The 25,514-nt window shown below is 47.8% G+C and carries 24 protein-coding genes; 17 read left to right on the plus strand and 7 right to left on the minus strand.

The genetic code is table 11. The features are described from left to right. Nucleotides 1-72: 72 nt before the first annotated feature. The gene (locus tag AB840_RS02075; protein ID WP_048513173.1) at nt 73-1,524 is read right to left on the minus strand and encodes a 4-hydroxyphenylacetate 3-hydroxylase family protein; all 1,452 of its coding nucleotides are present in this window, start codon (nt 1,522-1,524) and stop codon (nt 73-75) included. Between the two features lie 583 nt (nt 1,525-2,107). Between AB840_RS02075 and AB840_RS02080 the strand changes: the two genes are divergently transcribed. The 11 genes from AB840_RS02080 to AB840_RS02130 all read left to right on the plus strand — a co-directional run bounded on the left by AB840_RS02080 (nt 2,108) and on the right by AB840_RS02130 (nt 11,922). After that, a complete protein-coding gene (locus AB840_RS02080; RefSeq protein WP_048513174.1) occupies nt 2,108-2,407 on the plus strand; it encodes a NifU family protein in 300 nt (99 codons plus the stop codon). A 4-nt stretch (nt 2,408-2,411) separates the two neighbouring features. Next, nucleotides 2,412-3,134, plus strand: a complete 723-nt coding sequence (locus AB840_RS02085; RefSeq protein WP_048513175.1) for a MaoC family dehydratase — start codon at nt 2,412-2,414, stop codon at nt 3,132-3,134. 9 nt (nt 3,135-3,143) lie between these two features. Then, entirely contained in the window at nt 3,144-3,380 is a 237-nt protein-coding gene (locus AB840_RS02090; protein ID WP_048513176.1) for a hypothetical protein, read from the plus strand. After that, the gene (locus AB840_RS02095; RefSeq protein ID WP_236684542.1) at nt 3,367-4,056 is read left to right on the plus strand and encodes an MBL fold metallo-hydrolase; all 690 of its coding nucleotides are present in this window, start codon (nt 3,367-3,369) and stop codon (nt 4,054-4,056) included. Before AB840_RS02090 ends, AB840_RS02095 begins: the two co-directional genes overlap by 14 nt. Continuing rightward, on the plus strand, nt 4,043-5,113 hold the full coding sequence (locus AB840_RS02100) for a LuxE/PaaK family acyltransferase (RefSeq protein WP_048513178.1): 1,071 nt from the start codon (nt 4,043-4,045) through the stop codon (nt 5,111-5,113). Before AB840_RS02095 ends, AB840_RS02100 begins: the two co-directional genes overlap by 14 nt. Further along, nucleotides 5,106-6,290: an acyl-CoA reductase gene (locus AB840_RS02105; protein WP_048513179.1), complete on the plus strand. Its 1,185-nt coding sequence runs from the start codon at nt 5,106-5,108 to the stop codon at nt 6,288-6,290. The genes AB840_RS02100 and AB840_RS02105 overlap by 8 nt, the downstream gene beginning before the upstream one ends. 14 nt (nt 6,291-6,304) lie before the next feature. After that, complete coding sequence (locus tag AB840_RS02110) at nt 6,305-7,717, plus strand: AMP-binding protein (protein WP_048513180.1); 1,413 nt, start codon at nt 6,305-6,307, stop codon at nt 7,715-7,717. Beyond that, nucleotides 7,714-8,979 (plus strand): RNA polymerase factor sigma-54, encoded by a 1,266-nt coding sequence (gene rpoN, locus AB840_RS02115; protein WP_048513181.1) that lies wholly within the window; start codon nt 7,714-7,716, stop codon nt 8,977-8,979. The genes AB840_RS02110 and rpoN overlap by 4 nt, the downstream gene beginning before the upstream one ends. A gap of 188 nt (nt 8,980-9,167) precedes the next feature. Beyond that, on the plus strand, nt 9,168-10,607 hold the full coding sequence (locus AB840_RS02120) for a sigma-54 interaction domain-containing protein (protein ID WP_048513182.1): 1,440 nt from the start codon (nt 9,168-9,170) through the stop codon (nt 10,605-10,607). A gap of 116 nt (nt 10,608-10,723) precedes the next feature. Beyond that, entirely contained in the window at nt 10,724-11,074 is a 351-nt protein-coding gene (locus tag AB840_RS02125; protein ID WP_048513183.1) for a DUF134 domain-containing protein, read from the plus strand. Between the two features lie 5 nt (nt 11,075-11,079). Continuing rightward, a complete protein-coding gene (locus AB840_RS02130) occupies nt 11,080-11,922 on the plus strand; it encodes an Mrp/NBP35 family ATP-binding protein (protein WP_048513184.1) in 843 nt (280 codons plus the stop codon). A gap of 61 nt (nt 11,923-11,983) precedes the next feature. Here the strand turns inward: AB840_RS02130 and AB840_RS02135 are convergent, their stop codons facing one another. The 4 genes from AB840_RS02135 to AB840_RS02150 form a co-directional block, all read right to left on the minus strand. Further along, nucleotides 11,984-13,132 (minus strand): glycoside hydrolase family 3 protein, encoded by a 1,149-nt coding sequence (locus tag AB840_RS02135; RefSeq protein ID WP_048513185.1) that lies wholly within the window; start codon nt 13,130-13,132, stop codon nt 11,984-11,986. Next, complete coding sequence (gene nagA / locus AB840_RS02140) at nt 13,116-14,270, minus strand: N-acetylglucosamine-6-phosphate deacetylase (RefSeq protein WP_048513186.1); 1,155 nt, start codon at nt 14,268-14,270, stop codon at nt 13,116-13,118. The genes AB840_RS02135 and nagA overlap by 17 nt, the downstream gene beginning before the upstream one ends. A gap of 509 nt (nt 14,271-14,779) precedes the next feature. Continuing rightward, complete coding sequence (locus AB840_RS02145) at nt 14,780-15,073, minus strand: hypothetical protein (RefSeq protein ID WP_048513187.1); 294 nt, start codon at nt 15,071-15,073, stop codon at nt 14,780-14,782. A gap of 44 nt (nt 15,074-15,117) precedes the next feature. After that, nucleotides 15,118-16,296: a DNA polymerase IV gene (locus AB840_RS02150; RefSeq protein WP_048513188.1), complete on the minus strand. Its 1,179-nt coding sequence runs from the start codon at nt 16,294-16,296 to the stop codon at nt 15,118-15,120. Nucleotides 16,297-16,627: 331 nt separating this feature from the next. Here AB840_RS02150 and AB840_RS02155 point away from each other — a divergent pair, with 331 nt between their 5' ends. The 6 genes from AB840_RS02155 (at nt 16,628) to AB840_RS02180 (ending at nt 23,195) form a co-directional block, all read left to right on the plus strand. Continuing rightward, a complete protein-coding gene (locus AB840_RS02155) occupies nt 16,628-17,524 on the plus strand; it encodes a LysR family transcriptional regulator (RefSeq protein ID WP_048513189.1) in 897 nt (298 codons plus the stop codon). A gap of 31 nt (nt 17,525-17,555) precedes the next feature. After that, the gene (locus tag AB840_RS02160) at nt 17,556-18,338 is read left to right on the plus strand and encodes a hypothetical protein (protein ID WP_053078123.1); all 783 of its coding nucleotides are present in this window, start codon (nt 17,556-17,558) and stop codon (nt 18,336-18,338) included. A gap of 227 nt (nt 18,339-18,565) precedes the next feature. Beyond that, nucleotides 18,566-19,915, plus strand: a complete 1,350-nt coding sequence (locus AB840_RS02165; protein WP_048513190.1) for an MFS transporter — start codon at nt 18,566-18,568, stop codon at nt 19,913-19,915. 275 nt (nt 19,916-20,190) lie between these two features. Beyond that, entirely contained in the window at nt 20,191-21,126 is a 936-nt protein-coding gene (locus AB840_RS02170) for a substrate-binding domain-containing protein (RefSeq protein ID WP_048513191.1), read from the plus strand. A gap of 1 nt (nt 21,127) precedes the next feature. Next, nucleotides 21,128-22,594, plus strand: a complete 1,467-nt coding sequence (locus tag AB840_RS02175) for a HAMP domain-containing sensor histidine kinase (RefSeq protein ID WP_048513192.1) — start codon at nt 21,128-21,130, stop codon at nt 22,592-22,594. Then, nucleotides 22,560-23,195 (plus strand): response regulator transcription factor, encoded by a 636-nt coding sequence (locus AB840_RS02180; RefSeq protein ID WP_048513193.1) that lies wholly within the window; start codon nt 22,560-22,562, stop codon nt 23,193-23,195. The genes AB840_RS02175 and AB840_RS02180 overlap by 35 nt, the downstream gene beginning before the upstream one ends. Nucleotides 23,196-23,286: 91 nt before the next feature. Here the strand turns inward: AB840_RS02180 and AB840_RS02185 are convergent, their stop codons facing one another. Both AB840_RS02185 and AB840_RS02190 read right to left on the minus strand, forming a co-directional pair. Further along, nucleotides 23,287-24,252 carry a C40 family peptidase gene (locus AB840_RS02185; protein ID WP_078791670.1) on the minus strand — a complete coding sequence of 322 codons (966 nt, stop codon included), beginning with the start codon at nt 24,250-24,252 and terminating at the stop codon, nt 23,287-23,289. A gap of 245 nt (nt 24,253-24,497) precedes the next feature. Next, nucleotides 24,498-25,508 (minus strand): GGGtGRT protein, encoded by a 1,011-nt coding sequence (locus AB840_RS02190; RefSeq protein ID WP_048513194.1) that lies wholly within the window; start codon nt 25,506-25,508, stop codon nt 24,498-24,500. Between the last annotated feature and the right edge of the window lie 6 nt (nt 25,509-25,514).

The following is a 25,514-nucleotide window of genomic DNA, read 5'->3' on the forward strand; positions in this document are numbered from 1 at the left end:
GACGGGAAGGAGGTCCCGTCTGAAACGGCGGACACGATATAAATAGAGTAAGCAAAGCAGCTTGCCGGTCTGTTATTCTTCAATATGAGCGATTGCCTTAGCTAATTCCTTCTTCATGCGGAGGTTGCCCTGACGGGAAATCATGATACGCTGTGCCTGCGGTGAACCGGCGCCATGCATGGATTCCGTGCGATATCCGACAGCCGCGGTACCGAGACTGAGATTTTCAATCAGACGCAGAATTTTAAGGCGGTTTTCCGTAGAAACAGTATTTACGCCGCGGAGGTATTTATCGACATACGGCCCGATTTGAGGATCTTTCAGATCTTTTTCGGATGGTGCCGTTACCATAAGACCGCCGGCAATATCTTCGGCAAGGCGGACAATTTCATAGGGGAAGCGAGTTACGTTTTGCTTGCAGACGTTGGCCAGCAGCAGGTCAATAAGGTAATTTCCGGCTTCTGTTTGGGTTCCCAAAGCGGAGCAGGCGATCCCGCAGGCAAACAGTGTTTCATTCAGGTGCTGCATTTCAATGATCTTATCTTTAATATGCGATGCCTTCGGGCAACCGTTGTAATCAGCGGCAACTGCGGCAGCACCAATAAGAACATCGCCAACACCGACCTTGCAGCCGCCGTAGGACTGACGGTGATAGCCGGCAAAGCGTTCCACCAGGACACCAGCATATTCATATTCGCCATTAAGGAAAATATGATCATTCGGAATAAATACATTATCAAAAATAACCAGTGCTTCCGTACCGCCAAAGGTCGGATTGCCCGTATCCATCGGCGCGCCTTCTGTTTTACGGGTATCGCAGGATTGCCGGCCCACGATCATGAAAATGCCTTCGGCATCTGTCGGGCAGGAAAAAGCCACAGCGTAATCCTTGTCATCTTCACCCATGGAAATAGTCGGCATAACGATGACTTCATGTGAATTGATAAAACCAGTCTGATGCGCTTTCGCACCGCGTACGACAATACCATCAGGACGGCGTTCCACTACATGGAGGAACATGTCCGGATCCGTCTGCGCATGCGGTGCCAGACCGCGGTCTCCCTTGGGATCTGTCATAGCCCCGTCTACAGTCAAGTCATTTTCCTGTACATATTTCAAAAAGTTCATAAAATTTTTATGATAAGACGTGCCGTATTTTTTATCAATATCAAAGGTAGTCGAAAAAGTAGCATTGAACGCATCCATCCCTACGCACCGCTGAAAACAAGCTGCTGTTTTCTGACCAAGAAGCCGCTGCATTTTCACTTTGTTCATCAAATCCTGGGTACTCTGATGAATATGGGTAAAGCGATTGACCCGCTTGCCCGTATACGGGGAAACAGCTGTCATTAATTCCTGATATTCAGGAAGCTCAGCTAAATCATATGTCATTTTCACGGAGTTCAAGGACGGGCGGAGAATGGGATCATCTACAGGACATTCTACCTTTTTACCAAACATATATACCTGTAAATTCAATTTTCTCATGCTTTCAACATACTGTTCACCTGTCATTAATGCCATAATAAATCATCCTCTCTGTAAAAAAAAATTACTTGAAAACTAATCTGTCACTCTACTATTTCATATTCACACCTTCTGTGTGGCTCACCTAGATAAAGAGCAAATATTGTGCCAAGTAAATCAATTTTTCGCACAAATATTTTTTTGTTTCGTTTAAAGTATAGGAAATATCCCATTTTTTCATATATAAAAATTTTTTTCTTCTTTTTAAGTGAACATATTCACTTATCATTTTTTTTATTTTTCCATTTCATTTTGTGCCAAAAATGAATCAAAATTCAGCGTTTATTGTTTCAAATATAGAACAACCATGCTTTATGTTCTATATTTGAAACATAAACAGCATTCCTTTTTACACTTTTTCTTTTTTATTTTCATACGTATATACAGGTTTTTATGTATCATTTTTTATTTCTTATACGTTTTCATCTTTACTTTATTATTATATTTCACGTATGATAGATCAAATTTCCTCATATGGACTAAATGTGTATCTTTTTGTATTCCTTGTGAATTACGCTCATATATTTGGCACGTTTATTGCTTATATATCAGTAATACTCATGATAAGGATGTGAAAATTATGTTGATTATACCATTAGATGAAATTGAATCCGTATTGGATACGGAAGTCCGGCCGGCACTGGCAGCCCATCAGGGCAATGTAACGATCGTCGATTATACCGGCAATGTCCTCCGTATCCGCCTGACAGGAAAATGCAGCGGCTGTCCGTCAGCACTGCTGACAACAGAGGACATCATCGCCGTCAAAATTAAAGAACAACTGCCGCAGATCAAGGATGTTATCCTCGTCAGCGGGGTCAGCGATGATCTCATTGCGCAAGCCAGGGCTCTTATGCATCACCGTCAACCAGCCGGGTAAGCCAATGAAAATACTTATCAAATACTGCGGTGGCTGCAACAGCCGGTATGACCGCACGCGGGAAGTAAAAAAGCTGCTAGAACAGTTTCCGCAGCATACTTTTGTGTATGCTGCGGGCCCGGAAATATACGATATCTGTCTTTTGGTCTGCGGCTGTATGACTTCCTGCGCGTCCGCAGAAGGAATTGCGGCCAAACGCATCTGCAAGCTGTGCACACCTCGGGAATTTACCGATTTTGCGGCAGAATTGCAAGCTCATACCACGCCAATTGTCCGGAAGAAAAAACGTCTGTCCATCGGTGATCATGCGTCCCTGACAAAAACCTTTACGGCTGCCGATATCGCTGCCTTTGCCGCTCTGACCGGCGACTATGGCAAGCTGCACACCGATCCGGCTTTTGCCTCTCAATATGGTTTCGGACGCCCTGTCGTGCACGGTGTACTAACCGGCAGTCTCATTTCCTCCGTAATGGGCATGCAGCTTCCCGGCGACGGCACCATACTGATGGATGAACAGCTCCGTTTTACCGCGCCGGTCTATGCCGGCGATACCATTACCGCAACAGTAACGCTGCAGCACGCAGCAGAGAAAAAACGCTGGTTTACCGGTGAACTCCGCGGCACCTGCCGCAACCAGGACGGCATTCTCGTCGCTGATGGGATATGCCACCAATTGATGCCTAAAACATTATTTGAAATTGAAACCCGAATACCCGGAAAGGATTGAATACTACCTATGACAAACGCAGAAAAATACGACACGCTTTTTATGACAAACTTTAAGCTGACCAAAGACCAGCTCCCCGGACTGAAATACCGCGCCATTCCATTATGGGATTCCATGGGACATATGACACTAATGGAGGAAGTGGAAGATACCTTTGATATCTCAATTGATACGCCGGATGTACTCTCTTTCAGTTCTTATGAAAAAGGAATGGAAATTCTCAGAAAATACGGTGTCAGTATCTGATATGTGTCCTTTTTCCTATACCCCAGCCTGCCTGACAGACCCCCTTACCCAAAGCAACTGCTACATTATTGCCCATGACAAGCAGGCCTTGCTGATTGATCCGAATAATGCCCCTCTCATCCGGTCTTACCTGGAAGCACAGCACCTCCTTCTCGAATACGTGCTGCTTACCCATGAGCACTGCGATCATATGGCCGGGCTTAATGAATTGCGTCAGGCCTACAAGGTGCAGGTTATTGCCAGCAAAGCATGCAGTGACGGCATTCAAAGCACGACGCTTAACATGTCCCGCATCATGGAATCGTATCTATATTTCAAAAGCAAAGGCAGTCTCCGCGTGTCTTATCCCAAATTTACCTGCCTTGCTGCCGACATTACCTTTGACAACAGCTACCTGTTTACGTGGTACGGCCACCTCTTCCGCTGTCTGCCTGCTGCGGGCCACACGCCCGGCAGTACATGCATCATTATGGACAGTGCCCTCTTATTTTCCGGCGATTACTTTATCCCCGGCGAGGAAGTCATTACCCGTCTGCCCGGCGGCAGTGACGAACTCTATGAACAGGTCGGAAAAAAAGCACTTCGCGCTCTTCCTGCACCTATACGGACCTATCCCGGCCACGGTGAGTCCTTTCTTCTGACCCAGGAGGTGAAACAAACCTATGGATTATACTGAATGGCTGGCTTGTCCGCCCTATGGATGGACTCAAACGGAAAAAGAAGGCCGCTATCTGCCCTATTTCAAGGAACTGACCGCATACCACCGTCAGCACTGCCCCGCTTATGGACGTGCCCTGCGCGCTTTCAGCTATAACGAAGCTGCCGCAGTCACCCTTTCGCAGCTCCCCATGCTGCCGATTACGTTGTTCAAGCTTTTGCCTCTCAAGAGTATTCCTGATAAAGCTGTTTTTAAAACTCTCGTGTCGTCCGGAACAACAGGGCAGTCTGTATCCCGTATTTTTCTGGATGCTGCTACCGCCCAATATCAGCAATTGACCTTGTACGCTATCCTAAAAGATTATTTTGGCTCCCAACGGCTTCCCATGCTGATCATTGATTCTCCCTCCATATTGACGGACAGGCGCAGATTCAATGCCCGCGGCGCTGCCATTCTGGGATTTTCCATGTTTGCCAAAAAGAAATACTATGCATTGACCGATACACTGGAACTGAATATCGAAACAGTCCGCACCTTTGCCGAGACATACAAGAATCAGCCGGTCCTCATTTTTGGTTTTACTTTTATGATTTGGAAATATCTTTGCCAGGCTGCCGAAGGAAAAAAAGAAAACTTTGACTTTTCCAATGCTTTCGTCCTGCATGGAGGCGGCTGGAAAAAAATGCAGGATCAGGCCGTCTCTGCAGCAGCCTATAAGGATCGCCTAAAAAATCAATTCAATATTTCCCGCGTCCATAATTATTACGGTATGACTGAGCAGACAGGCTGCATCTACATGGAATGTGAATACGGCCATCTTCATGCCAGTATTTTTTCCGATATTCTCGTCCGCCAGCCTTCCGATTTCTCCGTCTGCCCGCCTGGACAATCTGGGATTCTCCAGGTCCTGTCCCCTATGGCTGTATCGTATCCAGGCCATTCCATTCTTACGGAAGATATGGGAACACTTCTGGGCACGGACGACTGTCCCTGCGGAAGAAAAGGAAATTATTTCCGCGTCGACGGCCGAATACCGCAGGCCGAAATAAGGGGGTGCAGTGATACTCATGTCTGAAAAATATACGATTGCCGCTGGCAGGATGCCTACACAGGTCTTTCCCCTGCCGCCATTTTCCCCATTGGTCTTGTCGTTTCTGCAAACACTATCCCATATGCTGCTCCACAGTCCGCTGGCTCCCGAGGATCCAACCTGGGCCGCACTTGGTTTCTGGCTGCGCTCCAAGCATCTGGAACAGATCAAAAAAGACATCTTCCGACCGGAAGCACGCCTCGGACGAGGCCTTGTATTTCACATTACACCAGCTAATATGCCAGCTATGTTTGCTTACAGTCTGGTAATTTCCCTGCTTGCCGGCAACGGCAATATTATCCGCATTTCACCGCGTATTGCTCAAAAAGTACAGCCGGTATGCACCCTCATTGATAATCTGCTGAGTCAAAAAACGTTTCGCCGTCTGCAGGAATCCAATGTTTTGCTAATATACGGAAAAGACAAGGAGTTGACAGATACTTTTTCGAACAACTGCGACAGTCGTATTATTTGGGGCGGAGATGCATCCATCCGGGAAATCCGTACCTCACCGCTGCCGCCGCAGGCCACGGAGATGGTCTTTGCGGATCGGTATTCCATAGCGCTTATAGACAGTCAAACCATTGATCGATGTACTGACAGCGATCTGCAGCTTTGGGCCCACCGCTTTTATAATGACACCTACGAGATGGATCAAAATGCCTGCTCCAGTCCCAAGCTTATTTTCTGGCTCACCCAAGATTCAACCGTATATGACCGGGCTCAGCGCCGCTGGTGGCATGCCGTTTCCCAGGCTGCGCAATACTACAATTTACCTCCCATCAAGGTAAGTCAAAAATATACCGCTGCATGGCAATTTGCTATGACACATCCTGAAATCCAATCTATCTATCAATTGGGAAATACTGCCTATATTTATACCTTAGCCTTTCTGCCCGCTGATATTACAACCTTATCGGGCCTGTTCGGACAATTTTTCCAATATCCTATCTCATCTGCCGCAGAGCTGCTGCCTTGCCTGAATAAAAAAATACAGACCTTATCGGTTATTGGCGTGGCCCCAGACAAAATCAGGAAAAAGCTTATTGCCGCCGGAGCTGCCGGCATCGACCGCATCGTTCCGACGGGCCAGGCCATGGATATGAACGTGATCTGGGACGGCGTAAATATGATACACAGCCTGTCCCGCATCATCGGTTAGGAGGTCTTATTGCAATGTATTTCTTCGATAAAAATTCAGCTTTTGATCGCAATCCCTTATTTACAGATTCACACCATACCGTCTTGTACCACGATTGGTACTGCCACGCCGACGCGCTGCACAGTTTGCTGCGCCCCCGGTCCCTGGCCGCTGTCATATGCCACAATACAATGGGATCGGCGTTATCCTATCTGGCTTGTCTGCAGAACCGCATCGTTCCCCTTCTCATCGACAGCAAAATGGATGCGAAACTCATGGAGCGTCTCCTCGGCATATACGAACCCGAATATATCTTTAAACCGGCCTCTGCCGTTCATCCTTTATACACGATGGAGGACTATGGCGTATACCGGCACAGCCGGCAAAAACATGAGCTGTATCCGGAACTGGCCTTACTGCTGACCACCTCCGGCAGTACAGGCAGCCCCAAGCTGGTACGGCAAAGCTATGCCAATATCCAGTCCAATGCAGCTGCCATCGCTTCATACCTATCGCTGACATCCCAACAGCGGCCTGTCTCCTCGCTGCCTATGCATTATACCTTCGGCTTATCCGTAATCAACAGTCATATTTTTTGCGGCGCTGCCGAATATCTGACAGAGGACACGGTATTTGACGAAGCCTTTTGGAAATTTTGCCGGCAGTATCGCATTACTTCCCTGGCCGGCGTCCCCTTTACCTACGAATGCCTGAAACGAATTGGTTTTACCGGCATGGATCTGCCAGATCTGACGCTGCTGCTGCAAGCCGGCGGCAAGCTGTCCAAACGGCTGCAACAGGAATACGGCACCTTTGCCGCCGCAGCCGGCAAAAAATTTATCATCATGTACGGCCAGACAGAGGCAACGGCCCGCATGTCATACCTTCCTGCTGACGCATGTCTCAAAAAAATTGGCAGTATCGGCATTGCCATTCCCGGCGGCACCTTCCACATCATGGAAAACGAGCACACAGAAATCACCGCGCCTGATACAATCGGTGAACTGTGCTATGACGGCACCAATGTCACGTTAGGCTACGCATCCGGCCCCAGTGATCTGCGTCTTGGCGATATGCGTCATGGGCGCCTCTGGACCGGTGACATGGCCTATCAAGACGCCGACGGTTTTTATTACATTACAGGACGCAAAAAGCGATTCGTAAAAATCACGGGCAGTCGTGTCAATCTGGATGAAATTGAACAACTTTTTAAAAACGCCTTTGCCGGCAGCGACTTTGCCTGCGCCGGCGAGGATGATGACATATGGCTGTTTACAACCATGCCGGCCGCCGCAGGCCCTGAACTGGAAGATTTTTTCTTTAAGAAAACAAAGCTCCATCCTTCTTGTCTGACCCTTCGTGCCGTTGCCGCGATTCCCAAAAACTCATCCGGCAAAACACAATATAAAAAATTACAAAATTTTATACAACAAGGAGGCTCCGCATGAATCTCCATACAACGTTGATTCAGGAACAACTCCAAAAATTATCGCTGAATCAAATACAATCATTAGAAATTTTAGCTATGCCTACTGATGCCCTGCACGACCTGCTGCAAAAGGAGTCAGAAGAAAATCCGTTTATGGAATATCAACCATCATCCGTTCACGAAGGTGCTTCTGAATTTTTGAAATTCATAGCTGCTCCGGAACAGGATATGGTCAAAAACTTCATTATAGAACAACTCAACCCGCAGGAATTCAGCCGGCCGGCCTGGGGGCTCCTGAACTACCTGGCTCAATGCGTTGACGACAAAGGCTTTCTCACCATTACAGAAGCAGAACTATCCTCCCGTGTGCCGCTGCCGCCAGGTCTTTTTTCATCCTGTCTGAAAAAACTCCAGGCACTCCAGCCCGCCGGTATTGGCGCCGCAACCGTCCCGGAATGTCTGAAGCTTCAGCTTAGCCGGTCTCACCGGCTTACACCGCTGCTGGCCACCATCATTGATCATCATTTATCCGACATTGCCAGCAATAATCTCCATGCCATTTGTCACGCTCTGGGTATCTGTAAAAAAGAAATTGCCGCTGCCGTAATGTGTATTAAATCCTTGAATCCCTCTCCACTGAAAGGCTTATTCGAAGAAGCTTCATCCTATGTCGTCCCTGACGTCATCATCCGTCAGACAGCAACAGACCATGAAATCATCCTTAACGATTCATGGATAGCCTCCTACTCCATGAGTGACTACTATGTCAATATGATGCATGCCTCGACAGACCCGAATATAAAAGCCTATTTTCAGGCCAAATATGACCGCTGCTACATGCTGCTGCATAACATCGAACGCCGCCGCAGAACCCTGATCGCGCTGACCGACGCCATTTGGGAATGGCAGCGCGATTATATCCGGCAAACACACGTTGTTCGTCCCATGACCTTAAAAGATATTTCCCAGAAGACTGGCTTTCATATTTCGACTATCAGCCGTTCTACTAAAGATAAATACCTTCAGACTCCCTGGCGGACGCTCCCATTTAAAGCATTATTCCAACAGCCTTTGCAAAAAAAGAACAGTGATATTTCAAAGGATAGTATCAAACATACCTTGAAAAATCTGATTACGACAGAAAATCCCGAATGTCCGTACAGCGATCTGCAGCTTGTACAGCTCCTGTCACAGCAGTATTGCCTTCCCATTTCACGGCGGGTCGTTCAAAAATACCGTAATTCACTCCATATTCCCAATTCATATGAAAGAAAATTATAAATATCATTGTGTTACACAACGGTGCTGAGAAACTGTGGAAACAAATATGGCAATTATGCCCGGGTACCCTCCACAAAAGCTTGACACCGTCTTTTTTTCATAGGATACTTGTATAAAGCGCAATACACTATGATTTCGGCAATATGCATCCTGTATATCAAACATACTGAAAGGAGTTGAGGCCCACCATGGGAACCAAGGAAATCTTCTCAACCGTCGATGAGGCGGCCGAACGGCTAAACGCGATTATTGAGCATTCCTTTGATGGCATTTACATTACGGACAAGGACGCCAATACCATCCGAATCAATCATGCCTATGAAGAAATTACCGGTTTGAAAAAAGAAGAAGTACTGGGAAAAAATATGGTCGATTTAGTCAATCAAAAACTGATATCCCAATCCGGCACGTTAAGCGTTATCAGAACAAAAGCCCCCATCACATTGCAGCAGCGCTTCAAATCGGGAAAAGAAGCACTGATCACCAGCTCGCCTATTTTTGACAAAAACGGCGAGTTGGTCATGGTCGTAACCAACGTACGTGATCTTACGGAGATTTATAACCTGAAAGAGGCTGTGCAGGAAAAAACAGAAACGCTTGAACGGCTCCGGCTGGAACTGGAGCATATCCAATCGCCGGTAACAGAGCAGGAACTTATCATCAAAGATGAATCCTCCTTATCATCATTACTGCTGGCTAACCGCGTCGCACCTATGGATACAACGGTCATGCTGCTGGGAGAAACGGGGGTAGGTAAGGAAGTCATGGCCCGCTATATTTACCAGCACAGTCAGCGTGCCAAAAACAGCTTTATCAAGGTCAACTGCGGGGCTATTCCCGAAAGCCTCATTGAAAGCGAACTATTTGGCTACGAAAGCGGCGCCTTTACGGGAGCCAGCCGGGGCGGAAAAATCGGGCTATTTGAACTGGCCGACAAAGGGACCCTGTTCCTCGACGAAATCGGCGAACTGCCAAAGGACATGCAGGTCAAGCTGCTGCGGGCCTTGCAGGAGCAGGAAATCATGCGCATCGGCAGCACAAAACCCGTAAAAATCGATACCCGCATTATCGCTGCTACCAACCGTAACCTGGAGGACATGGTAAAAAATGGCCAATTCCGCGAAGACTTATACTACCGCCTCACCGTATTTCCTATTTCCATTCCGCCGCTGCGGTTCCGAAAAAAAGATATTACTCCATTGGCCCTGTCCTTTCTGGACAAGCTGAATCAAAAATATAATTTTAAAAAGTTTTTCACCCAGATTTCGATTCAGCTTTTAAATGAATATACGTGGCCAGGCAATATCCGCGAATTGAAAAACATCGTAGAACGAGCCATTATCATCAGCGCCGGCGACGAAATCAAGCCAGAAGATCTGCATTTATTGCATCAACCCAAGCCTATCGTTATTGTAGAAGAAAAAGCAATCTGTCCGTCGGACAGCCCTGCCGTCACACCGGCAGAATTGCCTCAGGACCTCAGTGAGGCGCTGTCCAAAATCGAATATACCTACCTTACTATGGCTTACAAAAAATACGGCAATGTCCGGGATGCCGCCCGCGCCTTGAAAATCACGCCGTCTACGTTTGTACGAAAGCGCAAACGATATGAAGAAACGCTCCAATAATATTTTGAATTGTCAAAAAACGCTGTTATTTTTTAACTTACTCTCAAATATATCTAATTGACATATGTCATTTATACTTCTATAATAATACTGACCGCTGGAAAGGAGAGGATTCCATGCCAAGACCACAACGGTGCCGCCGAGTCTGTTCCCTGCCCAAGACAGGAGAGTTTGCTCCTTCAGGCTGTACAGACAACACAGCTATTATCATGGGAATCGATGAATACGAAGTAATCCGCCTCATCGACTGGATCGGGCTGACACAGGAGCAATGTGCCGCTCAGATCAACGTATCCCGCACCACCGTGACCGGGATTTACGATTCGGCACGGCGCAAGCTGGCTGATGCTCTGGTGCATGGAAAACGACTGCTTATCGAAGGCGGACACATCGAACTTTGCAAACATGCCGGCTCATGCTGCCATACGTGCTGCCATGCCGGAAAAAGCATCCATAAAGGAGAATGATATTCATGAGTGAAAATTGTAGTCATGACTGTTCCGACTGCGGCAGCAGCTGCAGCAGCCGTACACAGCCGCAGAGTCTGCTGGCTGCCCCGCATGCGGGAACACATGTAAAGCATGTCATTGCTGTTGTCAGCGGCAAAGGCGGCGTCGGCAAATCTCTCGTCACTTCGCTGATGGCCGTACAAATGCAGCGCCGGGGCTTTAAAACAGCGATTTTAGACGCTGATATTACAGGGCCTTCTATCCCCAAAGCGTTTGGCATCACCAGCCACGCTACAGGTGACGAAAAGGGTATTTTTCCGGTAGCCACCAAAACGGGTATTGAAATCATGTCTATGAACCTGCTGCTGGAAGATGCTGCCGCCCCTGTCGTATGGCGCGGCCCTGTCATTTCTGGGGCTGTCAAACAATTTTGGACGGATGTAATCTGGGGCGATATTGATTATATGTTTGTCGATATGCCGCCGGGCACCGGTGACGTTCCCCTCACGGTATTCCAATCTCTGCCGGTAGACGGTATTCTCGTCATCACCTCCCCGCAGGAACTGGTATCTATGATCGTCGAAAAAGCCCTCAAAATGTCTGAAATCATGCACGTTCCGGTACTGGGCCTCGTTGAAAACATGAGCTATTTTGAATGTCCGGACTGTCATTCCAAGCACGAAATCTTCGGTCCCAGCCACGTGGAAGAATCTGCTGTAAAATATGAAATTCCCCATACAGCAAAGCTTCCTATGGATCCGAAGTTTGCCTACCATTGTGATAAAGGCGATATCGAAAGCTTTCCGGCAGACTACCTGAATGATACGGCGGCGTATCTGGAAGGGATCTTTGGAAAAGGAAAATAAAGAATAAAACAAAAAGCAGCTTGCTTGCAGGATATACCTTACAAACAAGCTGCTTTTTTCTTTATCTTAATTTCGTCCGCACAATACGCATTACTTTTTCGTCTGCCAGCCTTTGAAATTCCGGGTCTGTTTTATATGCCTGCAGCATCCCCTCAAAGGTTTCTTTTTCATGCCCGTAATCATGGCATACGAGGACTATATCCGCTCCGGCCTTAATAGCCATGACCCCCATATCGGAGAAAGCGTAATGTTTGGCCATCGCCCCCATTTCCATATCATCAGACAAGATCAGCCCTTGATAACCGCAAGTACCGCGCAGGATATCTGTCATGATACGCCGCGATACACAAGCTGGCCACTCCGGATCCAGCGCAGGAAAAGTCACGTTGGATACCATCACGAACGCATTCGCTGCTTCTTTACGCCGTATCAGATCGGCAAACGGCTTGATATCTTGCTGACGCAGTTCTTCCGCATCAGCTTGTACACGATCGCCATCAATATGGGGATCCGTTTTAACCTTGCCGATACCAGGGAAATGCTTGAGCGCGCACCACACCTGACTGTCCCTATATCCCTGACAAGCCTGAGCGGCAAATTCCGTAACTACACCCGGGTCCGTACTGTATGATCGTTCTGCCGGTGAATCCAAATCAACAACCGGTGCCAGATTGACGTTGATCCCCAAATCATGCAGTGTTTTCCCCGTAAGGATCGCCCATTTTCGAGCCGCCGCCGGATCGCCGGTCCTGCCGATGTCTTCTTCGCTGGGAATTGCGGGAAATGATCCTCGCATTCGCAACACTCGTCCGCCCTCCTGATCCAGCGCTATAAAAGGCAGGACTCCGCTATGCATTTCAATGCGCTGACGCAGTTCCTTCGTCAGCTTCCTGACTTGCACCGGAGAGACCATATTCCGGTCAAAAAATATAATGTTCCCGGCAGGACATCGGGCTAACTGCTGTGCGGCGGCAATATCCAGTTCCGGTCCCATAATACCAATCATCATCAGCTGCCCAACCCGCTCCTCCGGTGTCATGGCTGCAACAGCAGCCGCCGCCTTATCAGCACCGGCAGCCGCTGACGACACAGACGTTCTGCTTGGCGCCTCCGTCTGTCCCAATAGGAAAAAAGCATAGGCCAGCACTCCTGCCAGAAGAAGGCCGCTAATAAAAAGAACCGGCAGGACACGCTTAGTGAGTCGCTTCATGATAAACCAATTCACCGGCAATGACTGTCTGCTTTATGCGGAAATCATTGCTGTCCAATACAACAAAGTCCGCCTGTTTTCCCTCCTCCAAAGAACCGATACGGTCGTCCACACCCAAATCACGGGCAGGATTGATCGTTGCCATAGCAATGACATCCGGCAGAGACGCGCCGGTATTAATCAGAAAATTAAGAATAACCTGATTCATTGCCGCAACACTGCCTGCCAGCGTTCCATCTGCCAGACGGGCCTGTCCATCCTTGACATAGACCGTCTGTCCGCCTAATTCTGATTCTCCGTCAGGCTGGAGACACGCCCGCATAGAATCGGTTACAAGAAGGATGCCGTCGCGTCCTTTCAATGTATATGCCAGCTTTTGCGCAGCCGGATGCACATGAAGATTATCACAGATTAATTCACAATGAGCCTTGGGGCACAATAAGGCCGCTCCTGCCAGCCCGGGCTGCCGATGATGAAAAGGAGCCATGGCGTTGAATAAATGAGTGATATGACACAAGGGACCATTCTCCATGACATCCATCGCGTCTTCAAAGGATACCGCACTATGCCCAAAAGAAACAAGAATTCCCTTTTTCTCACATTGCTTTAAAAAAGTTTTATTCTTCAGCGTCTCCGGCGCCAAGGTGATGATTTTGACGATATCTGCATACGGTTCTATCCATGAAAAATCTGCAGGCAAGCTATTTTTGGCTTTTTGAGCTCCCTTATAGGCATTACAGATGAAGGGACCTTCCATATGCGCACCGAGAATCTGCGCTCCGGGATTCTTTTTTGCTTCCCGTATGCGGTCCAGCGTTCGTTCGATCCGCTTCCGGTCATAGGTCATAGTGGTCGGCAAAAAAGAAGTGACCCCTGTAGACGGAAGTATTTTCTGCATAGCCGCCAATGCCTCGCCATGATCGTCATCCATCGTGTCCACACCATCACAGCCATGAATATGTTCATTAATAAAACCAGGAACAACAAATCCGCCGTTTGCATCGATTAATTCCGTGCACATACCGGCCCGAAAGGCACGGCGCGGAACAATTTTCCAAATATCCTTTTCGTACATCAATACCTGCCCCGTCACGATTTCATTTGCTAAAACAACCAATCCATCTATAACTGCTTTCATGTATATTCGTCACTCCTTCATTATCTTGGCCGGAATCCGAACCGGTATAAAAAATGAGATTCCAGGCATCCTTCAATCCAACCGCCGCAACTATTTTTTATTTTCAATATGTGTGGATAACTTCCATAAAAAGAGATCGGGGAAATGCTGCCAAACAGCATAAAATCAACATGCATCTCGATGTATCTACGAATATTACAAACCTCCGGCAATCAATTATCCACATTTCAAATCAGGTTATACACAATATTTTTTTTGTGTGCACAAAAATATAAATAGCGTATCTATGCCATTTACCGTTACTTTTTTCTATTATATATCTGTGTTTTACACGTGTTGTCCACCTATTTTCTTCCTGATTTCAAAAATATTCACAAGAAAAAGCGGCATAAAATAGCTATCTGCATAAAAGTATCCACATTCTCGTCACAGAACCATACACAGAATGTGGATACTTTGTGGATATGTCAAAAACATCCCGTCAGAAAGCGGATCTTCGCCAGTCAGTCCTACAGTAATTCGACAGGACGGCTCCAATCAATATGAACCCCTAATGCCAGCCAAATATAACACAATGCCAGCTTCAAATGATCCAGACTGGAAGCCGGAACCGCACTGACAGTTTCATAATACGACAAATCAGTAAACCGGTGCATGGGCCGTTCCGTCGTCAGATATTTATATACACGGGCATTCACTGCGGCATCATTCAGACAGACCTCGACCGTTTTGTGTTCCGTATCATACATAATGTACCCATTATTGTTATCTCCGGTATGGGCGGCTACTTTAAAAATTGCCATGGCATATACTCCTTATCATAATATGATATAAAAAAAATGATTTTTTATTTATTTTTAGTTTCATGAGACATTTCCCATAAAAAGCCCTTCATGATTGCCCGGCGGCCAAACCGCTGCTGCAATTTATCAATAGAAGCAGCTACTTTTTCCTGTGTCTCCTCATCTTCCGAAAACAAATCACTTTGTACCTGAAGCGGCTGCAGCTGACTCACCGTAAGTCCCAGCAGCCGTACTGGCTCAGCTGTTTCTTTTTTATTATACAATTTTTTAGCAGAAAAATACAATTGTTCTTCTGAGCAGGTCCCCATGCTGTCAATGGTAAGAGACCTTGTAATCGTACGGAAAGAGGAAAACCGCACCTTGATCGTAATGGTCCGCCCCATCAAATGATTTTGCCGCAGACGCCAGGATACTTCATTAGCCAGCAAACGAAACTGTTCATCCACTTCGGACAACGTTGTCAGATCCCGTTCATACGTATGTTCATTGCCGACAGACTGCGGACGGCGGCTTACCTCCAGCGGACGGTTATCCCGTCCATGAGCCAGCTCATACAGACGCCGCGCTTGATTCCCCACGGCAGGGCGCAAGGCCTCCGGACTGGCCGCGGCGACATCACCGATCGTATGAAATCCGGCCTGCTGCAAAGCCTGTTCTGTCACCTTGCCTACTCCCCAAAGCCTGCTAACTGGCAGAGGCTCCAGTATCTGACCCTCCGTTCCATACGGAATCCAGACCAGCCCGTCGGGCTTGCGCAGATCCGATGCTAATTTAGCCAGAAATTTATTCGGCGCGATGCCCGCTGACGCGATCAAACCCGTAGTGCGGCGTATATCCTCTCTGACGGCCTTGGCAATATCGACAACAGATCTGTATTTCAGTTCCATCCCCGATACATCCAAAAAAGCTTCATCCAATGCCAGTGGTTCAATAAAAGGCGAATAATGAGAAAGAATAAGACGTATCTGATGAGAAATACGCCGGTAATGAGGCATACGCACAGGCAGAAACACACCATTGGGACAACGCCTTCGTGCCTGTTTCATACTCATGGCTGAATGGATGCCAAACGTCCGTGCTTCATATGATGCAGTCGCAACGACCCCTCTATCCATCAATCCGCCGACAATTACAGGTAATCCCCGCAATGCCGGGTTATCCCGCTGCTCCACCGATGCATAAAAGGCATCCATGTCGACATGCATAATCCAACGCACAGTCATGTTTTTTTCTCGCTCCTTTTCTCTGATATTTTTATTATACAACTTTTTTACCCTACAAATATAGATATAGATTTAGTTTACCTTATTTTCATCAATACTGTCATAAAATTTCCACGTACTCCCTGCTGTTGTCATTTTTTTAAGTTTCCACGCTTTTATTATTATATCATTATCTCCAATTCAAAACGAATTGAAATGTTCGCAATATTCACCTCTATCCCTATAGCTGTTTTAATCCAAATCAGCTTACGCTGGCAAAAAAATAATAATCTTCTTTTCTCTTTTGAAATATGTTAAGATTAATACCAGTAAAGAGAGGTGAGCTAACGGTATGGATTTATTTCAGTTAACATACTTTATTGAGGTCGCACATAAAAAAAGTTTTACCAAGGCATCAAAGGCGCTTCACATCAGCCAGCCGTCTATCAGTAAAGGAATCAAGGCTCTTGAAGAGCATTGGAATGTCCGGCTGTTTGACCGCAAGGGGAAAAATGTCGAGCTGACGGAAAGAGGTTCTTATTTACTTCCCCGCATCGAAGAACTCATAAAAAATTTTACCCGGTTGAATGAAGAAATGGAATCACCCCATTTTCTGAATGCGGGAAAATTGGCCATCGGTATCCCACCGATGATAGCGTCTTCTTTTATTTCTCCTTTTATCAGCCACTTTATTACCTCTTATCCCAATATTGAACTGGAACTCACGGAAGTCGGCTCCCAGGATGTCATTTCGGCTATCGATGAAGGGCTTATACAAACAGGCTTTGTTGCTCTGCCTATTGCTACAGAAATGCCTTATGATTTCTTTATTTTCACCAAGGAATCTCTGGAGGTTGTGCTTTGGCCGAATCATCCTCTGGCTGGCAAAACAAGCCTTACCTTGGAAGATATCAAGGAAGAGCCACTGGTATACTATCCAAAATCCTTTTCTCTCAACTCGTACATCCGATCCTTTTACCAGCAGATCATGGCCCATCCCAAAATCGTATGCCAAAGCAGTAATTGGGATCTTCTCGTTGAAATGGTCGGTTCCCATCTGGGCATTGCCCTGCTGCCGCAGAGTATCTGCAAACGTATTCCCGACGGCAAAGCTGTCCACATTCCGCTCACCGATCCGGAGATATACTGGACGCTGGCCATGATCTGGAAGAGCAAGGGCTTTTTGTCTCATCCGGCCCGCACATGGGTCCAATCCTTTAAGGATTATTTTAAAGACACTCATTTATGAACAATAAATTACTATCAAGGAGTCCTGTATCATGTCATCCCATGAAGTATCCGCTGCCGATAAAACAGAACTATTCAGTCATCAGCAGGATGATTGCCTGTTCAGCGCCCTGGCCGTCGAAACGGCAGGACTGAATTATCTGGACCAGTTGAACCGTAAGCGGCGTGATCCTTTATCACCATCTGAAGAACGAACAGCCGCTCTGCACAAATTAATCGATTTGGAACATAAGCTATTTCACTATATTATCAAACAAACACCGATTAGTTATTTCAACGCTGATTTCCGTGAACAGACTGCAATGTACATCACTATGCGTAATATTTTTCTCAAAGCAGACGCTTTCACGTTCAAACGGCACCGCCTGCGCTTTCTGCTGGATCTGCTGCGTCTTTACGGAGATGACCCTTGCCGCATCCTGCCTGAACGAGACATGATGAAGGAAAAGCTGGAATGCAAGCTGCTGCATGAATACCTGCTGCTTGATATGGGACAGAAAAACACAGAAGATATTGGCCGTGAAGCGGTTTCCAACGGCTATCACGAATGCGACTATACGCTGGAAATCGAAGAGGTCTGGAAGCATCCCATGAAGGCTGTTCCACGAACAAATTTCAACTATGTAATCCAAAGCTTATCCTGCAGCAGGGCCGCTGTCTGCACTGCCGCTTACATAAAGGCCCACAAAAAGGAAATGATCCAATCTCAGTGGGTTGTCGATGCCGACGCCATTCAAGCATCCTGCAGCAGCGCCCTTCCTGCTGTCACGCCTGCTGACATTGCCACTATCCGGGCCATGTATATTTTCTCATAAACGATTTCATCCAGAGAGCGATTGCACATGCAATCGCTCTTTTTATGTCAGAAAAATTCCTACAAAAAAATCAGAGTTTTTCCGCTACAGATGTTATAAATAATTTATTATACTAACAGTATCAACCAGTATCAACCATGGAACGGATGCAACGAAACAACAGACAGCCTTTCAGAATGCAGCGTAGCAGGCTGACAACTATCCGTTAAAAAGAAAGGAGTTTTTTTATGCTTAATTTATTGTATCAATTTTTTAAAACTAGTCCGGATATCGAACAAATCAAAGGTGCCGATGCTGTCAAGAAAAAATTCAACAGCATGCGCTGGCGCGTATTTGCTTCCATCACGATCGGATACGCTTTCTACTATATTATCCGGCAGAGCTACTCAGTCATCAAAAAACCTCTGTTAGCTTCCGGGATCGTTACCCCGACAGAAGTAGGTATTATCGGTTCTATTTTCTTCATCACCTATGGCCTAGGTAAATTTACCAACAGCTTCCTTGCCGACCGTATGAACAACAAGCGCTTCTTTTCATTCGGCCTCTTTATTTCTTCCCTGACAATGGTCGGCATGGGCCTTGTGAATTCATTTGTTCCGCTGGCAATCCTGTGGGGCCTGAACGGCTGGTTCCAATCCTATGGCGCCGGACCATCCATCGTAGCCTTGAATCAGTGGTTCAGCAATAAGCAGCGCGGCACACTGTACGGTGTCTGGTTTACCAGTCACAATCTGGGCTCCTCGTTTGCATATTTTGCTATTGCAGCCATCGTATCTGCCTATAACTGGTCTATGGGCTTTGTAGCTGCCGGCATTATCTCGCTGATCGGCACAGCTTTCATTTACTTCGGCATGAGCGACCGTCCGGAAACACAAGGTCTTCCCAACGGCTCCGTCTATTACGGAGAAAAAACGCAGGAACAGGTCGATGCGGAAAAGGAAAAATCTGTCGGCACCATGCAGTGGAATGCCGTCGTCAAAAATCCGGCAGTCTGGATTCTCGGCTTATCCTCTCTATGCGTATACATTGCCCGCTATGCCGTAGAAAGCTGGGGCGTCGTATATCTAACCTCCCAAAAAGGCTACGATATCATGGGTGCCGCCGGTGTTATGGCTTACATGCAGGTAGCCGGTATCTTCGGTGCCCTGCTGTGCGGCGTGATTTCTGACAGATTCTTCAATCATAAGCGCAATGCGCCGGCACTTATCTACGGTGTATTATATTCCATGTCCATTGCCGGCTTTGTATGGGCTCCGCAATCCTTTACGATGGATCTGCTCTGTATGACCTTCTACGGCTTTACTATGGGCGCTTTGGTCTGCTACATGGGCGGTCTCATGGCAGTCGATATCGTACCGAAACGCGTTACCGGCGCGGCTATGGGCATGATCGGCCTGCTCAGCTATGCCGGTGCCGCCATTCAGGAATTTGTCACCGGCAAGCTGATGACAGTTATGGTTGTCAATGGTACTAAAGTATATGATTTCGGCATGGCAACCGAATTCTGGGTCGGTGCCGCCGTTGTGTCTACCTTACTTGCCCTTCTTGTTTGGAATGCCAAACCGCAGGAAGACTAATACGCTATCTCATTTCAACTATATAGTCTCTTTTCTCCCGGGCCCCCGCCTTAGGGGCCGAAAAAACAGCTGCCTGCATCTTAGACAGCTGTTTTTTATATGTCTCCTAAAACAAGGTACCACACAGGCTTTTCTGGAAAAATTCACGCCCTTGGTATACATGCCTTCAGTATGCCTTGGAGAAATACCTAGTCTAAAAAGACATACTGATTTCTATCTGTTATTTTCATGCTATAATAAAATAATATATGATAACAAATCAGGGAGATTATAGAATGGAACAGCGCAACCGATGGATATATATACTCAGCATAGCAGCGATCTGCCTGCTGCTGCTTTGCGCAGGCTGTGACACGCCGCAGGGAAACATAGATTTCACAAAAACGCAGGAGCACACGGCAGTGGCAGAAGAACCGGCAGAAAAACCTCTCCGCATCGCCTTTGCCTCGGTTATTTCACCAAAAGAAACCCGCCAGGCCTACCAGCTCCTCGTCGACCATATCTCTCAAAAGCAGCACCGTCCGGCCGTACTGCTGCAGCGCCGCACTTATGAAGAGCTGAACACGCTCATGTCTAACGGCGATGCCGACGTGGCCTTTTTCTCTACAGGAGCCTATTCAGCCTATCACGGCAAAACGCCTATTGAAATGCTGGCAATGGGACAAACCAACGGGACGATTTACTATCAAACCTATCTCATTACCGCTGCGGACAGCGGCATTACCAGCTTTGATCAGCTTCGGGGGCGGGTCTTTGCCTTTACGGATCCCCTGAGCTACTCCGGTCATTTAGCCATTGATTTTCTGCTTCTGGACAGGGGAACCTCGCCGGAGGCCTATTTCAAACGCTTCTTCTATACGTACAATCATGACAAATCCATTTGGGCCGTTGCCAACCACCTGGCCGATGCCGCCAGCATCGACAGTCAGATCTATGATTTTGTCATGCAGACCAATCCGCAGCTTCTCGAAAAGATCCGCATTATCGATATTCTGCCGGAAGCGCCGACAGGCCCTATCGTCATGCGCAGTGATCTGCCGGAGCAGGAAAAGGACGCCCTGCGCCGTATTTTCTATGATATGGATCAGACCCCGGCCCTGCATGGGGCCTTGCAGCATGTCGTCATAGACAAATTTATCGCGCCGGACCCGTCGCTGTATGAAGAACTGCGCCGTAAATACAACGTCCGCAGCCATAGGCAGGGAGAGTGACATGAAAAATTACACCTTATATGTAAAATTCAATGTCCTGATCGTCGGTACGATCTTCATCTGCGGCCTTCTCATCGCCAGCCTTCTCTTGTACACGACAAGCACGGAAATGGAGCATGAGCTGGATAAATCAGGCGCTGAAATCGCTGAATCCATCAGTACCATTATCAGTAACGACATTCTCGTGGACAACCGCTTTGCCATTACGGAACAGCTCATGCACACCCAGAGCAGCAACAAACAGATCCGCTATATTATCGTGTCCCATCCCAATGGACAGATATTAGCCAGTACCTTTACCAACGGCATTCCTGCCGGTCTGCCTGCTGTCCGCATGCCTCAGGCCAATATTGCTCTAGACACAAAGACCTTTGACAGCAATGAAGGATATATTCGGGAGATTCTCTGCCCTATCGAAGACGGCCTGGTCGGCTATTTCCGCATCGGTCTGACGGAAAAGCCCATGATGCGGCTTATGCGGCAGCGGTTCGTTGAAATGATCACCCTCATTTTCCTTATTTGCATACTAGCTTCCTGGCTGGCCACGCGATATGCTCGGAATTTTCTAAAACCGATTCAGAACATGGCGGTCGCCGTCCGCCAGCTGGGACGCGGTAATTATCATGTCCGTGTTCCGGTGGAAACAACGGACGACGTAGGACGCCTGGCGCATGCCTTCAACAGCATGACAGATCGACTGTATGCCAAAGATCAGGAGAATTTTCGGCTCGTCAAAGCCCTGCAGGAAAAGGAAAAGCTGCGAATGTGGCTTATTAGTCAGCTATTCTCTGCCCGCGAGGATGAACGGTGCCGCATTTCCCGGGAGCTCCACGATGAAACCAGTCAATCCATGGTATCTATGCTGGCCTATTTGCGCTTAATACTGGATAAGACACCCGATGAAGAAGGCAAAGAACTTGTAAGGGATGTTCAGAACCTGACCCGGGAAACACTGGAAGGACTGCGGCATCTGGCCATAACACTGCACCCGCCGCTGCTGGACGACCTGGGGCTGACTGTGGCCATCGAGAAATACCTGGATACCTTCCGGCGCATGCAGCCTCATATCCATACGTCTTTTTCCTTCAGCGGCAATATCGCACAATTATCCCATCCTATTTCGCTGCTTTGCTACCGCATGCTCCAGGAATCACTGACCAATATTGTCCGTCATTCCCGTGCTGATAGCGTATCTATCGCGGTTGCCGTAACGGACACGGAGCTGACCATGTCCATCGAAGATAACGGTATCGGCTTCAGTGAAGATACCGCCGAAAAGGCCCGTTTGGACAACCATTTGGGAATTGTCAGCATGCGGGAACGGACCTCGCTCCTGAACGGCACTTTTCATATTGACAGCACGCCCAATGACGGAACACGTATTACCATCATTTTACCTATCACTCCCAAAAACGGCGAAGGAGGTCTTGTCGATGCCGAATCCAATCAAAATACTGCTGGCCGATGATCACCGTATTTTGCGGACAGGACTGAAATTACTCCTGTCCTCTCAGCCGGATTTCAAGGTCGTTGCGGAAGCCTCGGACGGCTATGAAGCCTTGAAAAAGCTGGAATCCATCCCCATTGATGTGGTTCTTCTTGATTTATCTATGCCCCTTATGGGCGGTCTGGCATGTCTGCGGGAAATCAAAAAGCGTAAATATCCGGTAAAGATACTGGTTCTCACGATGTACAGCGAGCAGCAATACGTCAAAGAAGTCATGCAGCAGGGTGCCGACGGCTACCTGTGCAAGGATACCCTTGATGAAGAATTATTCCGTGCCCTCCATACGGTTCGGGCCGGACGCCGCTATCTGGGCGAAAGAGAAACGCATGCCCTGTTGAATGATCTCATTGACGGCCCCCGGGAAAATGCGGCGCTATCCGTCCGGGAACAGGAAGTACTGCAATACCTTGTACATGGCTACTCTCTGGCAGTCATAGCCGAAAAGCTTCATATTTCCATCAAAACAGTTTCCACCTATAAGGTTCGGCTTATGCAAAAACTGAACTGTACTACAAAATCCGAGCTGGTGGACTATGCTCTCCGGCAGCATCTGCTGGGATAAAGGAATACCTGGTAAAAAAGATCCTCATGGAACATGTATTCCATGAGGATCTTTTGTGTTGCAAAGGACACCTTATCTTTTTATTATACAGTTACATGACCCGCTTAGCCCCTACGTACCGTGACGCCCAATATCCATTATTTAGGCTGTCCACACTGACACCAGCATTGGCAGCATCAATAAACTGGCTATTGCCAATATAAATACCCACATGAGATACGCCTGGCGTATACGTTGTAAAAAACACGAGATCTCCTGGCTGCAGGCTGGATTGCGCTACATCATATCCCACATTATATTGCTCATCCGCAGCCCGCGGCAGACTGATACCCACAGCAGAATACACATACCGCGTAAAACCGGAACAGTCAAACCCAGACGGTGTCGTACCGCCAAATACATACGGCACGCCAAGATACTGATTGGCTACGCCCAGCAGACGCTGTGCCACGGAAGAGCTGATACCGCTGCCGTAGCCACCGTTGCCGAAACGACGCACAGGCCCGGTCGGCAGTACCTGACCGGTCAGCGCATAAAACGTAGCCGGTCCGACCACGCCGTCTGCATCCAGACCACGGCTGGCCTGAAACCGCCGCACGGCCTGCTCCGTACCTACGCCGAAAACACCATCTGTATCTACGGCATAGCCAGCATTGGCCAGTGACTGCTGTATCACCCGAATTTCATTATCTGCCGTAACAATAGGAAAAGACATCACCTTGGGCGCATTCTGAAGCGGCGCCCCGTTCCCTTGCCCATACTGACTGCTTATATTCTCCGGCATCACGGTTCCCATCAGTGCCTCATACGTCTGCGCGCCGACGATCCCGTCTGCCTCCAGACCATGGGCAGACTGAAACTGACGTACCGCCGCCTGAGTCCCGGGACCATAATCTCCGTCAGCCATAATACTGCTGCCGTTATTTACCAATGCCTGCTGAATCGCTGCTATCTGAGTTCCTCTGTCACCGGGATGAAATGTCGCTCCGGCAACAAGCGGTATGGATGCCGTCATAACAAAAAACGCCATACACGCTGCCTTTTTCAAACTGATCATCAAATACCCCTTTCCCGCGGTTAGGCAGGTACTTCGCTTCCTGACTCGTATTAAGACCTGCTCCTATACATCTTCTGAACGAAACAAGCTATCCAAAAAGATTCGGTACCGAACTTTTAGGATAGCCTTTGCATTTGTGCATACTTGTTTAAACTCTACAATTATTATACCACCTGACATTAAAATAGTCAAAAAAAAGCACAGTTCGTTTTACAGAACTGTGCTCGCCCTAAAAAAAATAAGTTTTAGAATGTTCCTTCCTTGGCAGCCCCTTCTACCGCAACAGCCACGGCAACAGAAGCGCCTACCATAGGATTGTTGCCCATCCCGAGAAAACCCATCATTTCAACATGAGCCGGTACGGAAGAAGAGCCGGCAAATTGAGCATCAGAGTGCATGCGGCCCATCGTATCCGTCATGCCATATGAGGCCGGGCCGGCTCCCATATTATCCGGATGCAGCGTACGACCCGTGCCGCCGCCGGAAGCAACGGAAAAATATTTTTTACCCATTTCCACACATTCCTTCTTGTAAGTGCCGGCAACAGGATGCTGGAACCGGGTCGGATTGGTTGAATTACCAGTAATCGAAACATCAACGCCGGCATAATGCATGATAGCCACGCCTTCACGAACATCATCGGCTCCAAAACAGCGTACAGCGGCACGTTCCGTCTTGGAATAGGAGATTTCACGGACGATACCGAGCTCGCCCGTCTTATAATCAAACTGCGTCTGTACATACGTAAACCCGTTGATACGGGAAATGATCTGCGCCGCATCCTTGCCAAGACCGTTCAAAATGACCTTGAGAGGCACCTTACGAGCCTTGTTGGCATTACGGACAATACCGATAGCCCCTTCCGCTGCCGCAAAGGATTCATGACCGGCAAGAAAACAGAAGCATTTTGTTTCATTTTGAAGAAGCATGGCCGCCAGATTGCCATGGCCGCGGCCTACTTTACGGTCATCGGCAACCGAACCGGGAATACAGAATGCCTGCAGGCCGATGCCGATTGCCTTGGCAGCTTCCACCGCCGTACGGGCATTTTTCCTGATAGCAATGGCCGCGCCTACCGTATACGCCCAGCCGGCATTTTCAAATGCAATGGGCTGCACATCTTTGGCGATTTGGTACGGATCGATGCCGGCAGCCTGACAGATATCACGGCATTCTTCTACGCTGCTGATACCGTACTCCTTGAGTACGTTCAGGATTTTATCAATTCTTCTGTCATAACTTTCAAATAATTCCATTATTCA

The organism is Megasphaera cerevisiae DSM 20462, from assembly GCF_001045675.1.
Classification (GTDB): Bacteria; Bacillota; Negativicutes; order Veillonellales; family Megasphaeraceae; genus Megasphaera; species Megasphaera cerevisiae.

Excerpts from the sequence above, each read along its gene's own strand:
- AB840_RS02075 (WP_048513173.1), bottom strand. The coding sequence starts at position 1,524 with ATGGCATTAATGACAGGTGAACAGTATGTTGAAAGCATGAGAAAATTG.
- AB840_RS02080 (WP_048513174.1), top strand. The coding sequence starts at position 2,108 with ATGTTGATTATACCATTAGATGAAATTGAATCCGTATTGGATACGGAA.
- AB840_RS02085 (WP_048513175.1), top strand. The coding sequence starts at position 2,412 with ATGAAAATACTTATCAAATACTGCGGTGGCTGCAACAGCCGGTATGAC.
- AB840_RS02090 (WP_048513176.1), top strand. The coding sequence starts at position 3,144 with ATGACAAACGCAGAAAAATACGACACGCTTTTTATGACAAACTTTAAG.
- AB840_RS02100 (WP_048513178.1), top strand. The coding sequence starts at position 4,043 with ATGGATTATACTGAATGGCTGGCTTGTCCGCCCTATGGATGGACTCAA.
- AB840_RS02105 (WP_048513179.1), top strand. The coding sequence starts at position 5,106 with ATGTCTGAAAAATATACGATTGCCGCTGGCAGGATGCCTACACAGGTC.
- AB840_RS02110 (WP_048513180.1), top strand. The coding sequence starts at position 6,305 with ATGTATTTCTTCGATAAAAATTCAGCTTTTGATCGCAATCCCTTATTT.
- rpoN (WP_048513181.1), top strand. The coding sequence starts at position 7,714 with ATGAATCTCCATACAACGTTGATTCAGGAACAACTCCAAAAATTATCG.
- AB840_RS02120 (WP_048513182.1), top strand. The coding sequence starts at position 9,168 with ATGGGAACCAAGGAAATCTTCTCAACCGTCGATGAGGCGGCCGAACGG.
- AB840_RS02125 (WP_048513183.1), top strand. The coding sequence starts at position 10,724 with ATGCCAAGACCACAACGGTGCCGCCGAGTCTGTTCCCTGCCCAAGACA.
- AB840_RS02130 (WP_048513184.1), top strand. The coding sequence starts at position 11,080 with ATGAGTGAAAATTGTAGTCATGACTGTTCCGACTGCGGCAGCAGCTGC.
- AB840_RS02135 (WP_048513185.1), bottom strand. The coding sequence starts at position 13,132 with ATGAAGCGACTCACTAAGCGTGTCCTGCCGGTTCTTTTTATTAGCGGC.
- nagA (WP_048513186.1), bottom strand. The coding sequence starts at position 14,270 with ATGAAAGCAGTTATAGATGGATTGGTTGTTTTAGCAAATGAAATCGTG.
- AB840_RS02145 (WP_048513187.1), bottom strand. The coding sequence starts at position 15,073 with ATGGCAATTTTTAAAGTAGCCGCCCATACCGGAGATAACAATAATGGG.
- AB840_RS02150 (WP_048513188.1), bottom strand. The coding sequence starts at position 16,296 with ATGACTGTGCGTTGGATTATGCATGTCGACATGGATGCCTTTTATGCA.
- AB840_RS02155 (WP_048513189.1), top strand. The coding sequence starts at position 16,628 with ATGGATTTATTTCAGTTAACATACTTTATTGAGGTCGCACATAAAAAA.
- AB840_RS02160 (WP_053078123.1), top strand. The coding sequence starts at position 17,556 with ATGTCATCCCATGAAGTATCCGCTGCCGATAAAACAGAACTATTCAGT.
- AB840_RS02165 (WP_048513190.1), top strand. The coding sequence starts at position 18,566 with ATGCTTAATTTATTGTATCAATTTTTTAAAACTAGTCCGGATATCGAA.
- AB840_RS02170 (WP_048513191.1), top strand. The coding sequence starts at position 20,191 with ATGGAACAGCGCAACCGATGGATATATATACTCAGCATAGCAGCGATC.
- AB840_RS02175 (WP_048513192.1), top strand. The coding sequence starts at position 21,128 with ATGAAAAATTACACCTTATATGTAAAATTCAATGTCCTGATCGTCGGT.
- AB840_RS02180 (WP_048513193.1), top strand. The coding sequence starts at position 22,560 with ATGCCGAATCCAATCAAAATACTGCTGGCCGATGATCACCGTATTTTG.
- AB840_RS02185 (WP_078791670.1), bottom strand. The coding sequence starts at position 24,252 with ATGATCAGTTTGAAAAAGGCAGCGTGTATGGCGTTTTTTGTTATGACG.
- AB840_RS02190 (WP_048513194.1), bottom strand. The coding sequence starts at position 25,508 with ATGGAATTATTTGAAAGTTATGACAGAAGAATTGATAAAATCCTGAAC.